Origin of the sequence: Streptomyces sp. NPDC048606 (assembly GCF_040650855.1) — a bacterium.
GTDB lineage: Bacteria > Actinomycetota > Actinomycetes > Streptomycetales > Streptomycetaceae > Streptomyces.
Genome location: NZ_JBEZIB010000073.1, coordinates 1 through 12,784, shown reverse-complemented (window position 1 = coordinate 12,784; position 12,784 = coordinate 1). Strand labels below are relative to the sequence as shown.

Below are 12,784 nucleotides of genomic sequence, written 5' to 3'. Positions count from 1 at the left end.
CCGCTACGAACGCAAGGCCGAGCACTTCCTCGCCTTCACCAGCCTCGCCTGCACCCTCATCTGCTACCGCAGACTAGCCAAATGAGATGACGTCTGAGCCATGAGCAACGACGCCGCCGGCCCACGCACCCGACTCATCGTCCTGCTCGCAGCGCTCGTCGCCCTGGGACCCCTGTCCATCGACGCCTACCTGCCCGGACTTCCCGACCTCGCCGACGACCTGCGCGCCGGCGCCTCGGCCACCCAGCTCACCCTCACCGCCTGCCTCGCCGGGCTGGCCATCGGGCAGCTGATCGCCGGGCCGCTGAGCGACACCTACGGCCGGCGGCGTCCGTTGCTGGCGGGCCTCGCCCTCTACACGATCGCCGGCGCGCTCTGCGCGGTGGCCCCCGACATCCGGACCCTCGTCGGGCTACGCCTGGTCCAGGGCATCGGCGGGGCGTTCGGCATCGTCATAGCCAACGCCATGGTCCGCGACCGCACCTCCGGAACCCGCACCGCACGTCTCTTCTCCACACTGACCTTGATCACCGGCCTGGCGCCGGTGTTCGCGCCGGTCCTCGGCGGCCAGCTCCTGCGCGTCACATCCTGGCGGGGCATCTTCGTCAGCCTGGCCGCACTCGGCGCCGTGATGCTGGCGGCCTGCGCCGCGGGACTGCCGCAGACCCGTCCCTCCGCGTCACGTCGGCCGCTGCCGGCTGTCTTCCGGCAGCTGCTCAGCGACCGGGTCTTCACCGGCTACGTCCTGGCCAACGGCCTGGTCTTCGCGGCGATGTTCGCCTACATCTCCGGCTCGCCGTTCGTCCTCCAGGAAATCCACGGCCTGTCACCGCAGCAGTACAGCGCCGTGTTCGCCCTCAACGCCGCCGGACTCATCGCGGCCGCCCAGATCAGCGGCCGGCTCGTGGACCGGGCCGGCGCCCGCGTGCTGCTGCTCGCCGGTCTGCTGGGCGCGACAGCCGGTGGCACCACGGTCCTGGGCGCGGCGCTGACACGGGCACCTCTGCCCGTACTCCTGATCGGCCTGTTCGTCCTGGTCTCCAGCGTGGGCCTGGTCATGCCGAACGCCGCGGCCCAGGCCCTGACGGACCACGGCGCACACGCCGGGTCGGCAGCCGCTCTGCTCGGCTTCAGCCAGTTCATGTTCGGCGGGGCACTCGCTCCGCTGGCCGGCGCGGGTGGCGCCACCGACGCCTTGCCGATGGGAATCATCGTCGCCGTCCTGCCGGCGCTCGCCCTGCTCACACTCGGCGTCCTCACCCGGCCGATGCCCGGTTGGCGTACTCGCAGTCCGGCTCGCCAAAGGCCTGCCGGGCACCGGCGACCGGTTGGCGGCCTTCCCCTCGGTGGTGTCCGCGAACACGAACGCCACCGACACCGGGCTGTCGCGGCCGACCGGCGGGTAGACACCCCGCAGTAGACACCATCCGGTGCCGGCCTTCCTCGTACACGGGGTCCGGCGACACCCGCTTGGGGTCTGTGATTCAGGCGGCAGTAGCCGACGGCGGGCCCGTTCTTCCCTGTGCCGCCCGGCCGACTTGGACTTCCCCCTCGACACGGGCGAACCCAGCCGGCGGCGTATGACCAGGAGTCGGTCCGGGATCGACGGCAGAGGCGGCTGAGCTGAGCAGTCACGTGGTGGGCATCGCCCGGTGACGAGGCCGGCGCGGTGACGATCCGGGCCTCGCCCCGGGGCCGACGACGCAAGCGGCCTCGACGTGTCCTGCCACCTGTGCACCGGGGCCCGGCTTCAGGCCAGGAGGTCGCGGGTGGAGGTGAGATCGAGGAGTCGTTCGACGCGGCGGCCGGCGGCGACGATCCGCAGCCGGCGACCGGCCCTGCGGGCGGTGGCGCGGGCGGCGAGGAGGGCGTTGAGGCCGGCGCAGTCGCAGAAGGTGACCTCACCGAGGTCGACGAGGAGCGTGGCGCGGTGGGAGACCAGGGCTGCCAGCAGGTCCTCGCGCAGGACTGTGGCGTTGTCGAAGTCGATCTCGCCACTGATCCGTACCCGGACCGTGGAGGGCCACGGGCCGGGCGTGACCTCGATGTCCAGGGCGGCGATCGCGTCGAGGACAGCGTCGGGGTCGCAGGTTCCGCCGTCGCGGTCGGGAGTGGGGTCAGGGTGGTCGTGGACGATCGCGGTCATGGCCGCCTCCCCTCACGCTGGGGCTGCTTCCTCTTCCAACAGCATCGTCGACACCCCGGCCACACGCGTCAAGAAATACGCGAAAAACGGGACGTATATACGAAGTGGGGGCATGCTGGAGTCATGGGTGACGAACCGGTTCCCCGGGCACCGTGGACGTTCCTGACCAGCCACGCCCGCGTCCTGCTCGCCCTCGCCAAAGACCCCGACGTCCGCCTGCGCGACGTCGCACAGACCTGCGTGCTCACCGAGCGCACCGTTCAGATGATCGTCGCCGACCTGGAACAAGAGGGATACCTCACCCGGGTACGCGAAGGCCGCCGCAACCACTACCGCATCACCGACGGCACCCGCTTCCGCCACCCCGCCGAAGCCGACCACGACCTCGCCGACCTCCTCAACCTCTTCACCCACGGCCCGATCTCCCCTCCCCTCGACCTTTCACTCCCGGATCGACCGGGCCTGCGCGGCCCGCAGGGCGCAGAAGGCCGGTAGCCGGCGGCCAGACCGACGGGCACGGTCCCACGACGTGAGGTCCAGGCCTTCCGACCGGCCACACTCCCAGAAGTCACCTGGCCACGTTCGGAACGCCGTCGGGCGCGCCGAATCAATGTGGGGCCCGGCCGACTTCCGGGTCGACCGGGCCCCACTTCCGTGGACCTACACCACCGTGACACGAAAGACGGCACGCCGGCCGTCGGGTGCGCGACGCCGCTGCGGGCGCCGGTCGCCCCGCTCTCACAGCCGCAGTCAGAGCCCGCCGATGGAAGAGTCGGTGGGCCGGTCGGCGATGTGGGTCAGGGTGGCGGCCAGGAGACGGACCGCGCCCTCGGCGTCCGCGAGTTCCGCCGACGAGGGTCGTCGGGTGCCGAAGGCATGGCCGCGCGGCGCGTCGAGCGCCCGCCAGTGCAACACCGGAGACAGATCACCGCAACACTGGGCCAAGAACCAAGCCAACTGACCATGCGTACGGGCGACCCCCAGCGCCAACGCCGCGAGTGCCTGCCGCAGACCTTCGAGCCGGGCGATCCGCTCCAACCGCCGCACGGCCTCCGACTCGACCGCCTTGCGCAGCGACAGCGCCGTCTGCTGCGCAAGGGCCGCATCGGCCGCGGTCGGCTCCCACAACCCCTGGACGAGTTGGGTCTCCGCCTCGGCGACGCGCTGTTCCACCGCGCCCAAGATCTCCATAGGGGCACGCTACCCACGACCCGCCAACACAGCCAGTAAATGTTTGGCCGCGTAAAGTCACCCAACTGGTTGCCTGGCCAGGGCTCGCGCGGCCGAGCCCGAGGGAACGCGCTCCGGGGGGCGGAGCACACGAAGGCTGTGCTCCGTTCCGCGCCGGTGGCCGGCGCTCCCCTCAAGCGGCGCCCGACCCGGTGGTGTCGCCGGCCTGGCGGCCGTCCCGTGAGATGGGCGGGCCCTCCCTCCCCCGGCGTGCGGGGAAGAAGTGCGCGGTCGCTCGGGGGCCGCGCGATCGGGGAGGTCCGTACCCAAAGCACCCCCACAACGGCGGATGCGACGGCGCGGGAATCAGGCTTGGGCGCTGCCGGTCAGTGGCTGGTGAGCCTCCCGCTCAGTTTGCCGTGGAGGTCGGCGCTGGGGTTGTTCAGGCCGCTGATCTCCACCGTTTTGCCGCGCTGCTTGTACCTGGTCTCGATGGCGTCGAGGGCGGCGACGGAGGAGGCGTCCCAGATGTGGGCTTGGGAGAGGTCGATGACGATCCTGTCGGGGTCCCCCACGTAATCGAACCGGCCGACGAGTTCGTTGGAGGAAGCGAAGAACATCTCGCCAGTCACCGTGTACCGGACGCTTCTGCCGTCGGGGGCGGTGACGGCGGTGACCTCGGCGAGGTGGGCGACGCGCTTGGCGAAGATGACCATCGCGGTGACGGAGCCGATCACGACGCCGACGGCGAGGTTGTGGGTGGCGACCACGCAGGCGACGGTGACGACCATGACGGTGATCTCGCCCGCGGGCATCCGCCCCAGGGTCCCGGGAGCGATGGAGTGCCAGTCGAACGTCGCGAAGCAGACCATGACCATGACGGCGACCAGCGCGGCCATCGGGATGTCGGAGACCAGCGGCCCGAAGACGATGCAGAGCACCATCAGAAAGGCGCCCGCCAGGAACGTGGACAGGCGGGTTCGGGCGCCTGACACCTTCACGTTGATCATCGTCTGGCCGATCATGGCGCAGCCGCCCATACCACCGAAGAAGCCGGTGACGATGTTGGCGACGCCCTGGCCGATGGATTCGCGGGTCTTGGAGGAACGCGTGTCGGTGATGTCGTCCACCAGCTTGGCCGTCATCAGGGACTCCATCAGACCGACCAGCGCCATCGCGAGCGCGTACGGGGCGATGGTCGTGAGGGTGTCCAGGGTGAGCGGCACGTCCGGCACCACGGGTACGGGCAAGGAGGAGGGCAGCGCGCCCTTGTCGCCGACGGTCGGTACCGCGATCCCGGCCGCGACGGTGATCACGGTCAGGATGACGATGGAGACCAACGGGGCGGGGATCACGGTGGTGATCTTCGGGAGGAACACCATCAGCGCGAGGCCCGCCGCGAGCAGCGGATAGACCGCGAACGGCACCCCGGTGATCTCGGGGACCTGGGCCATGAAGATCAGGATGGCGAGGGAGTTGACGAAGCCGACCATCACCGAGCGGGGGACGAACCGCATCAGCTTCGCCACCCCGAGCGCGCCGAGCGCGATCTGGAAGACGCCGGCCAGGATGACCGCGGCGACCAGGTAGCCGAAGCCGTGCTCACGATTGAGTGGTGCGATCACCAGCGCGACGGCGCCGGTCGCCGCGGAGATCATCGCCCGACGGCCCCCGACGATCGAGATGACCACGGCCATCGTGAACGAGGAGAACAGGCCGACCGCCGGGTCGACACCGGCGATGATCGAGAACGATATCGCCTCCGGGATCAGCGCGAGGCCGACGACCAGACCGGCCAGGGCCTCGGTGCGCCACACCCTCGGATCGCTCATCCAGTCCGGGCGTAGGGCGCGCAGACGCGCGGCGGGAGTCACTACGGGTGAAGACACGGGTAGGGGTACCTGTCGTGCTCGGGCCCACCCCGTCGGGTGGACTGGGGCGTGCGGGACAACGCGGAGGAGCCGGGTCGGCAGCCCGCGGGCGGCACGCGAGGGCGGGCCGGAAGTCGAAATGAGGACGGAGCCGGTCGCGCGCAGGGACGACCGGGGCTCACATCGAAGGGTGAAGGGTCACAGGGGGCAAGCGGCGGCGACAGGCGTCGTCGACTTGCGCACGCTCACTCCTGCGATGATTCGTGTCTTCACCGGGGGCACCATCGGCCCGGCACCACACGGGGACAGCGTGAGCCGCCTCCCGGACAGGCAACTCTACCCTAACGTTAGAGTAGAGATCGGCGGCATCGCATGAGAGGTATCCACGCGAACCGCACTCACCGGAACGAGCGGGAAGCACGGGCGTGGACGACAGGCACATGCAGATCGGCGAGGTCGCCTCGCGCACCGAGCTGTCGCTGCGTACGATCCGGCACTATGAGGAGACCGGCCTGGTCACTCCCTCGGCGCGCTCCCAAGGTGGCTTCCGTCTCTACACCGAGGCCGACGTCGCCCGACTCATGGTCATCCGCCGCATGAAACCCCTCGGCTTCACCCTCGACCAGATGCGCGACCTCCTCGACGCCACCGACCGACTCGATTCCGGCTCCGCACTGGCCGAAGGCGAGCGGGAGGAACTCCTCGACCGCGTACGCGGGTACGAGCGGACAGCCACCGAACAGGTCGACAGGCTCCGCACCCAGCTCACTCGCGCGGAGGACTTCGCCGCCACCCTCGCCGCCCGCCTGAACCGGGCCACGACGCGGCCCTGACCACCGCGTCGTGGTGAACACCACCACGACCGGAATCCACCGCCGACGGCCTCATTTCGCGGCAGGAGGCGCGGGACCGCTGATTTCCTCGCCGGGCTCGCGGCGCCGCTCGGATATTTCCGTGTGCTCGTCGATGGACACCCAGAACCTGCTCTCGTGATCACCCCTACGCGGTTCGTTGCGGGGCGGGGCCATCGCGTGCCCCCGAGCCGGTTGGTCCGCAACAGCATCCGCAGCCTCGACGGACTCCCTTGCCGGTGAGGGAACTCCCGTCGGGGTCCGCCCTCGTACCTGCCCGGCGGTCGCGGATTGCGGGGGCCGGCGGGGTGTGTCAGCGTGGTCAGTCGGAAGCTCGGGAGGTCAGGGGCGGGGACGACCCGAGGAATCCCGGACGAGGGGAAACCCATGAGGCACATTCCGAGTCCTGCCGTGACCGCGGCCACAGCGCTGGTCCTGTCTCTCGGCGGAGCTTCAGCCGCGTTCGCGGCCGAACCGACCCCCAACCAGAGTGCTGCGGCGGCGCAGTTGTGCACCGACCTGAACAAACTCCGTGCCGACGCGACGGCATTGTTCGGATTGAACCCTGCCTCCGCGACGAAGGACCAGGTCAAGGACGCGTACGAGGACGTCAGGGACGGCTGGGAAAGCGTCTCGGAATCCACGGCGACTTGGAATGCGGCGCAGAAGGATGCCATCAAGTCCGCGGCGGACGGGCTGAAGAAGACCTGGGACGACCTGCCGGACGACGCCACCGCCACCGACGCCGCCGGGAAGCTCAAGCCCCAGGCGCAGACGCTGAATACCGCGGTGCAGTCCGCCCGCACCGGCCTGCAGTGCCCGGGGTGACGACCAGACCCCGACCCACAGCGGTGATCCCCGCGGCACCCGACCACGCCGCGGGGATCACCCATTCACTCGAACGGAGCAGGCACCCGCACGCGACCTCCGCTCACGACCTCCTCCCGCACCGGCGCGACCCGGCCTGGGTCCCGCCACGTACGCCTCCAGTCGCGATGGCCTCGGTCCGCCATTCCGATCCGCTGGTCGATCCGGGTGCGTGAAGCCACCGCCCGGGGGCACGCGGAGTACAGGCGGCGTACAGCACGGCCGCCGGGCACCACGTACGGAACAGGGACGATGCGTGGAGAACACGTTCTCCTGCCGTCTCCCGATGACCGGAGGAGTTGTTTCGCGTGACTGAGCATGTGTGGAGTTATCAGCCGACCTCGGGCCACCTGGCCGGTTCCGATCTGACCGGCTACAAGGTCGAGGCGACCGACGGCAGTATCGGAAAGGTCGACAAGCACTCCGACGAGGTCGGTGACGCCTACCTGGTGGTCGACACCGGAGTCTGGATCTTCGGCAAGGAAGTCCTCCTGCCGGCGAGCACCGTCGTCCGGATCGACCCGGAGGACCGGAAGATCTACGTCGACCGCGCCAGGGAACAAATCAAGGCAGCCCCCGAGTTCCATCGGGACAAGCACCTCGGCAACGCCGGCTACCACGAAGAGCTGGGCACCTACTACGGCACCGGCGCCCCCTTCGGCGGCCGCCCCGCCTGACCCGACCACCCCGCACGACGAGGCCGGTTTCCGCACCCAGGAGGGTGCGGAAACCGGCCTCGTTCGCATGGGGCCTCTACCACGCCCGGTCAGGGGACCTCAACCCGACCATCCCGAGGTCGATGATCCAGGCGCGCCTCGCACCCGTACGGCACATCATCGGGCCAGGATGGAGGGCCCAGGGCCTCGGTGCCTTCGGGAGACGGGAGAAGTACGTTGATCAACGTGGACGTCCGGCACTCCGGCAGCACCATCCACCTCGGCGCCACCGGAGACCTCGACGAGGAAGCGGAAGAGGTGCTCCAGCGTGCTCTGGAGAACTGCACCGGCCACGAGCGTGACCTCCTGGTGGACCTGCGTGGCATCGCGACGATGGACGCCGACGGCCTCTTCCATCTTCTGGAACTGCACCGACGTGCGGAAAGCCTGGACCTGAGGGTCCTGGTCACCGGCTGGCAAGCCCAGCCCCAACAGCTCATGGCCACGGTGGCCGGCATCCCCGGCCCCGGCACGGCCATGGGAGAGCGCTACGCCCTGGCGGGCTTCCGCCACCTCCTCGCAGACCGAACCCAGCGCACACGCGACCATGCCGACTTCGCCGCAGGGTGGCTCCCCCGCGTCTGACGAGCTCCCCGGATGCCACCACCGCGCCCTGCCGCACTGTGCTCCACCGACCCCCAGCGCACACGCGGCTACCGAGGCCGCGTGTCGCCGGCGGAAGTCAACCGGCTGCGGGCCCTCGGCGCCGCCGACCTCGGCGTCGGCCACTTGGCGTCACCTCGCACACCAGGCCGACCCAACGCCCGGCAGCACGACCAGTGCCTCGGTGAGAGAGGCGTGTGCGAGCCGGCCTTCGGGGTGGTCGTCATGGTCCGAGTCCGCCGAACCCGCGTAGCCCGGGAACAGGTCGAACCACGACACCGGCCTCGACGCGCAGGCTCGGCCATACTCGCGTGCCGGCTGGGTAGCCGCGCGGTGTGAGTGATCCGCGAGAGCAGGTGGCCGAAGATCTACTTTCCGGGCTGAGGGTGGACGACCGCCGACCGGAACAGCCCGTCCTCCTGGACGCCTCCGGCGCGCCGATCCGTACGTGGCGGGAGAACTATCCATACGAGCGCAAGGTCCGGCGGCGGGAGTACGAGCGGACGAAACGGGTTCTGCAGATCGAGCTCCTGAAGCTGCAGCACTGGGTGCAGAGCACGGGCGCGCGGCTGGTGGTGATCTGCGAGGGTCGGGATGCGGCGGGGAAGGGCGGCACGATCCAGCGGTTCACCGAGCGGCTCAACCCCCGCGGGGCGCGGATCGTGGCCCTGGACAGGCCGACCGAGCGGGAGGAGGGCCAATGGTACTTCCAGCGGTACGTCTCCCATCTGCCGGCGGCCGGTGAGATCGTCTTCTTCGACCGGTCCTGGTACAATCGGGCCGGTGTGGAGAAGGTCATGGGGTTCTGCGCCCCGGACCAGCACCAACTGTTCCTGAAGCAGTGCCCCGGTTTCGAGGCCATGCTGGTGGAGGACGGCATCCTCCTCGTCAAGTTCTGGTTCTCGGTCTCCCGCGCCGAACAACGCACCCGCTTCGCGATCCGGCAGGTCGATCCCGTGCGCCAGTGGAAACTCTCAGCCACTGATCTCGCCTCCCTGGACCTGTGGGACGCCTACACCACGGCGAAGGTGGAGATGTTCCGCGCGACCGACACCGATGGCGCGCCGTGGACGGTCGTCAAGAGCAACGACAAGCGGCGCGGCCGACTGGAGGCCATGCGCAGCCTGCTGTGCCGGATCGACTACGACCGCAAGGACGAGACGGCGGTCGGCCGGCCCGACCCCCTCATCGTCGGCGCCGCCGACACCCTCCTCGAACCCGGCGAGGAATCGTCCGACCTCTCGCCCACACCCCTGGCCGGCGCGCCCGGCGGTCCCGGTCTGCACCCCGCCCCGTAGCGGAAGCCGCTCCCGGAATCCCCGTGCGCCCGGCCCGCCCGGCCCGCCCGGCCCGCCCGGACCAGCCGATTCCCGGCGGGGTGCTCCCTCACCCGCCAGAGGCTCCCGTCGACGCCATCTGCCTCGCGCCGTCCGCCGACGCGAGGCAGATGACCGAGACGGGCAGGGCCGTACACGGAGATCCGGCCGAGAGCCCCTGGGTGCGCCCTCGCACGTCAGCCTCCCTGGGGCGTCGTGCGGGCTCGTACCTCGTCCACGGTGAGATAGCGGTCGGTGTACTCGAAGTCGCGCAGCGTCCCCGGTTTGTAGGTCTGGAAGCCGGTGCGGACGAAGTCGTCGCCGGCCACGGCGTTCAGGAGCCAGTTCGTCATCACCCGGGTCTTGGCAGCGCCGGTGCGCAACGCCGCCCAGTGGTAGCCGCGAGCCACGGCCTGGGCGGGCATACCGCGCAGGTCGATGCCGAGCGGACGAGAGACCCCGTCGCGGCCTCCGAGGTCCACGACGAGCCCCAGGTCCTTGTGTACGTACGGACGCAGCGGGGTGCCCCGCAGTGTGGCGACGACGTTGTCGGCGGCGACCCTGCCCTGACGTTCGGCGTGCTGGGCGGTCGGCGGGCAGATCGCACCGTCCCCGCCACCGGCGAGGTCGGGCACGGCCGCCGCGTCGCCGAGTGCGAACGCGCCGTCCGCGCCCGGTACCCGTAGGTCCGCACCGACGAGGAGTCGGCCGCTCTTGCCGGTCTCGGCGCCCAGCGTGGCGATGAGCGGGCTCGCGGTGACGCCGGCCGTCCAGATGAGGGTGCGGCAGGGCAGCACGCGCCCGTCGGTGAGGGTGACGTCTTCGGAGGTCGCCTTGGCGACGGAGGAGCCGAGCGAGACCTCGATGCCCCGACGGCGCAGCACGTCGAGGGCAGCCCTGCCCAGGCGGTCCCCGAGTTCGGGCATCAGCTTCGGGGCCACGTCCACGAGGTGCCAGGTGATCTCGCCGCGGTCCAGCCGGGGGTAGCGTTCGACGGCGTTCATGGTGAGGCGCTGGAGGGCCGCGGCCGTCTCGGTGCCCGCGTAGCCGCCGCCCACGACGACGAATCCGAGGCGGGAGGCCCGTTCGGCTGAGCCCGGCTCGGCGGCATCGGCCAGGTCGAGCTGGGCGATCACGTGGTCGCGCAGGTGTGCGGCCTCGGCCAGCGTCTTCATGCCGCGACCGTGCTCGGCGAGTCCGGGGATGTCGAAGGTGCGCGTCACGCTCCCGGGCGCGAGCACCAGGTGGTCGTACGGCTGGTCCACCAGCTCCCCGGTGATCTTCCGGATGACGCACACCTTGGCCCGGGTGTCCACGCCCACGGCGCCGCCGGGCACGATCCGGGTCCGGTGGCGGCGGCTTCGGCGCAACGACACCGCCACGGACTGGGGGGTGAGCACCCCAGACGCCACCTGCGGCAACAGGGGCAGGTAGAGCTGGTAGGAGAACGGCGTCACCAGCAGGATCTCCGCCTCTCCGGGTGACAGGCTCCGCTCGAGGCGACGTACGCAGGCAACGCCGGCGAAGCCCGCGCCGACGACCACGATCCTCGGTCGTGTCATGGTGTCCGTCCCTTCTCGGGTGTACGGGTCCCTGGCACGCCTTCCCCGACAGGCCGTCCCATGCACGCGACTCCCGAAAACCACACGCGCCGCGTCCGCTTCCCGACAGCCGACGCGGGTACGCGGGCAGGAACAGCAGCGCGCGGCAGGTGACGAGGAGGAACGATGATCGCCCAGGAGCAGTTGACGGCCATGGACGGGTGCGCGGCGTACACGCATGAGGGCCGACGTGTCGGCGGCCTGGAGTACGTGCTCGTGGACGACACCACCGGCCGACCCGAGTGGGTGCGGATCGCAGGCGGGGCCGCCGGCCCGGGAGGGTGCTTCGCGCCACTGCGCCACGCCGTCTTCGAGGACGGGCGGCTGGTGCTGCCGTACCCGGTTTCTCTGATCGAACGGGCTCCCCGTTCCGCGCCGGCCGACGGGAGCGTGCTGTCGGTTCTGGAGGAGCAGAAGCTGTTCGCGCACTACGGCGTCAGGGACGTTCGGGAGGAGAGGAACGCCGAAGGCGGCGCGGGCTGGGGTCCCATGGATCGGTCCGCCGCCATCCGCGAAGGCACGGCCGGGCATGAGGCGCGTTCGACCCGGCTCGAGCGTGTGCGGCCAGGTCGGTGAGGGACCGAGTTCCGACGCCACGCGCAGCGCCGGGAACGGCACATGGCCGACATGCCGCATGTGCCAACGAATCGACGGAAGGCAAGGTGTCCCCGCCATGAACACGGCAGAGCAACAGTCCCACGCCGCCGAGGACTCGGTGGGCGTCCTGGTCACCCGCGCCTCGCAGCAGATCTCCGATCTGGTGCGCGAGGAGATGCGGCTGGCGCGGGCGGAGATGACCCAGAAGGGCAAGCGTTACGGGAAGGGTGGCGGCCTCCTCGGCGCCGCGGGGCTCATCGCCGTCCTGGCCCTCCAGGCCCTGACGGCAACCTGCATCGCCGCGCTGGCGCTGGTGCTGCCGGTGTGGGCGTCGGCCCTCATCGTCACCGTGGTCCTGGGGGTCGCGGCGGCCCTGGCCACGCTGGCGGGAAGGAAGCAGATCGACCAGGCAGGCCCCCCGACGCCCGAACAGACCATCGACAGCGTCAAGGCCGACCTGGCCAAGATCAAGGAGAAGGCACACCGATGAACGACGACGCCCGAACCGGCATCGGCACCCCCGCGCCCAACCCCGACAACCCCACCCCCGCAGAGCTGCACGATCAGGTGGAGCGCACCCGCGACGAGCTCGGGCAGACCGTAGAGGCCCTCGCCGCGAAGGCGGACATCAAGGCCCAAGCGAAGGAGAAGACGGCCGCCGCCAAGGACCGGGCCGCGCAGAAGGCAGCTCTGGTCTCCGACCGGATCCGCGAGAGGGCGGGACAGGCCGCCCAACTGGTGAAGGACAGGGCCCCCGACCCGCTCCTGGAGAAGGCCGGCCGGGCAGCGACGGCCGCCCGCGCCAACCGCAGCCCCCTCCTCGCGGTCGGCGCGGCCGTCCTTGTCCTCATACTGGTACGCCGCAACCGGGGTTAGCCGTGGTCAAAGCCTCGGTCGACCGGTCGTGAGCAATTTCGACGCAACTCCCCCTCCTTGAAACGGCGGTGCCCGTCGCGTCGTGCCCCGCGTTGCGCGGGCCGTCGCCCACTCCGCCTGGAACCGCCGCCTGGTCGTCGTGGACATCGAGATCGCCCCGACCCTCCGCG

At 70.6% G+C, this 12,784-nt stretch carries 14 protein-coding genes; 10 read left to right on the top strand and 4 right to left on the bottom strand.

Features of this window, described 5'->3' with window-relative positions; translation table 11 throughout:
- Positions 1-100 precede the first annotated feature (100 nt).
- The gene (locus AB0D01_RS38840) at positions 101-1,420 is read left to right on the top strand and encodes a multidrug effflux MFS transporter (RefSeq protein ID WP_363063983.1); all 1,320 of its coding nucleotides are present in this window, start codon (positions 101-103) and stop codon (positions 1,418-1,420) included.
- Between the two features lie 330 nt (positions 1,421-1,750).
- On the opposite strand, the gene AB0D01_RS38835 is transcribed toward AB0D01_RS38840, so the two are convergent.
- A complete protein-coding gene (locus AB0D01_RS38835; RefSeq protein ID WP_363063981.1) occupies positions 1,751-2,146 on the bottom strand; it encodes an STAS domain-containing protein in 396 nt (131 codons plus the stop codon).
- Between the two features lie 123 nt (positions 2,147-2,269).
- Between AB0D01_RS38835 and AB0D01_RS38830 the strand changes: the two genes are divergently transcribed.
- Entirely contained in the window at positions 2,270-2,641 is a 372-nt protein-coding gene (locus AB0D01_RS38830) for a winged helix-turn-helix domain-containing protein (protein ID WP_363063979.1), read from the top strand.
- Positions 2,642-2,896: 255 nt separating this feature from the next.
- Here AB0D01_RS38830 and AB0D01_RS38825 read toward each other — a convergent pair whose 3' ends face one another.
- Both AB0D01_RS38825 and AB0D01_RS38820 read right to left on the bottom strand, forming a co-directional pair.
- Positions 2,897-3,337, bottom strand: coding sequence for a hypothetical protein (locus AB0D01_RS38825; RefSeq protein WP_363063977.1), 441 nt, complete (start codon positions 3,335-3,337; stop codon positions 2,897-2,899).
- Between the two features lie 365 nt (positions 3,338-3,702).
- Complete coding sequence (locus tag AB0D01_RS38820; protein ID WP_363063975.1) at positions 3,703-5,148, bottom strand: SulP family inorganic anion transporter; 1,446 nt, start codon at positions 5,146-5,148, stop codon at positions 3,703-3,705.
- A gap of 464 nt (positions 5,149-5,612) precedes the next feature.
- On the opposite strand from AB0D01_RS38820, the gene AB0D01_RS38815 reads away from it, so the two are divergent.
- The 5 genes from AB0D01_RS38815 (at position 5,613) to ppk2 (ending at position 9,522) form a co-directional block, all read left to right on the top strand.
- A complete protein-coding gene (locus tag AB0D01_RS38815) occupies positions 5,613-6,020 on the top strand; it encodes a MerR family transcriptional regulator (protein WP_363063973.1) in 408 nt (135 codons plus the stop codon).
- Between the two features lie 429 nt (positions 6,021-6,449).
- Positions 6,450-6,866, top strand: coding sequence for a hypothetical protein (locus AB0D01_RS38810; RefSeq protein ID WP_363063971.1), 417 nt, complete (start codon positions 6,450-6,452; stop codon positions 6,864-6,866).
- 347 nt (positions 6,867-7,213) lie between these two features.
- Positions 7,214-7,582, top strand: coding sequence for a PRC-barrel domain-containing protein (locus AB0D01_RS38805; protein WP_363063969.1), 369 nt, complete (start codon positions 7,214-7,216; stop codon positions 7,580-7,582).
- A 225-nt stretch (positions 7,583-7,807) separates the two neighbouring features.
- On the top strand, positions 7,808-8,206 hold the full coding sequence (locus tag AB0D01_RS38800; RefSeq protein ID WP_363063967.1) for an STAS domain-containing protein: 399 nt from the start codon (positions 7,808-7,810) through the stop codon (positions 8,204-8,206).
- Positions 8,207-8,559: 353 nt separating this feature from the next.
- The gene (gene ppk2, locus AB0D01_RS38795) at positions 8,560-9,522 is read left to right on the top strand and encodes a polyphosphate kinase 2 (RefSeq protein ID WP_363063965.1); all 963 of its coding nucleotides are present in this window, start codon (positions 8,560-8,562) and stop codon (positions 9,520-9,522) included.
- A 215-nt stretch (positions 9,523-9,737) separates the two neighbouring features.
- Here ppk2 and AB0D01_RS38790 read toward each other — a convergent pair whose 3' ends face one another.
- Positions 9,738-11,102, bottom strand: a complete 1,365-nt coding sequence (locus AB0D01_RS38790) for an NAD(P)/FAD-dependent oxidoreductase (RefSeq protein WP_363063963.1) — start codon at positions 11,100-11,102, stop codon at positions 9,738-9,740.
- Between the two features lie 165 nt (positions 11,103-11,267).
- On the opposite strand from AB0D01_RS38790, the gene AB0D01_RS38785 reads away from it, so the two are divergent.
- From AB0D01_RS38785 to AB0D01_RS38775, 3 genes are all read left to right on the top strand, one after another.
- Complete coding sequence (locus AB0D01_RS38785) at positions 11,268-11,717, top strand: PRC-barrel domain-containing protein (protein ID WP_363063961.1); 450 nt, start codon at positions 11,268-11,270, stop codon at positions 11,715-11,717.
- Between the two features lie 97 nt (positions 11,718-11,814).
- Positions 11,815-12,228 carry a phage holin family protein gene (locus tag AB0D01_RS38780; RefSeq protein ID WP_363063959.1) on the top strand — a complete coding sequence of 138 codons (414 nt, stop codon included), beginning with the start codon at positions 11,815-11,817 and terminating at the stop codon, positions 12,226-12,228.
- Positions 12,225-12,614, top strand: a complete 390-nt coding sequence (locus AB0D01_RS38775; RefSeq protein WP_363063957.1) for a DUF3618 domain-containing protein — start codon at positions 12,225-12,227, stop codon at positions 12,612-12,614. The genes AB0D01_RS38780 and AB0D01_RS38775 overlap by 4 nt, the downstream gene beginning before the upstream one ends.
- The last annotated feature ends 170 nt before the right edge of the window (positions 12,615-12,784 follow it).

Coding starts and splice junctions, on each gene's coding strand:
- AB0D01_RS38840 (WP_363063983.1), top strand. CDS start 101: ATGAGCAACGACGCCGCCGGCCCACGCACCCGACTCATCGTCCTGCTC.
- AB0D01_RS38835 (WP_363063981.1), bottom strand. CDS start 2,146: ATGACCGCGATCGTCCACGACCACCCTGACCCCACTCCCGACCGCGAC.
- AB0D01_RS38830 (WP_363063979.1), top strand. CDS start 2,270: ATGGGTGACGAACCGGTTCCCCGGGCACCGTGGACGTTCCTGACCAGC.
- AB0D01_RS38825 (WP_363063977.1), bottom strand. CDS start 3,337: ATGGAGATCTTGGGCGCGGTGGAACAGCGCGTCGCCGAGGCGGAGACC.
- AB0D01_RS38820 (WP_363063975.1), bottom strand. CDS start 5,148: ATGAGCGATCCGAGGGTGTGGCGCACCGAGGCCCTGGCCGGTCTGGTC.
- AB0D01_RS38790 (WP_363063963.1), bottom strand. CDS start 11,102: ATGACACGACCGAGGATCGTGGTCGTCGGCGCGGGCTTCGCCGGCGTT.
- AB0D01_RS38785 (WP_363063961.1), top strand. CDS start 11,268: ATGATCGCCCAGGAGCAGTTGACGGCCATGGACGGGTGCGCGGCGTAC.
- AB0D01_RS38780 (WP_363063959.1), top strand. CDS start 11,815: ATGAACACGGCAGAGCAACAGTCCCACGCCGCCGAGGACTCGGTGGGC.
- AB0D01_RS38775 (WP_363063957.1), top strand. CDS start 12,225: ATGAACGACGACGCCCGAACCGGCATCGGCACCCCCGCGCCCAACCCC.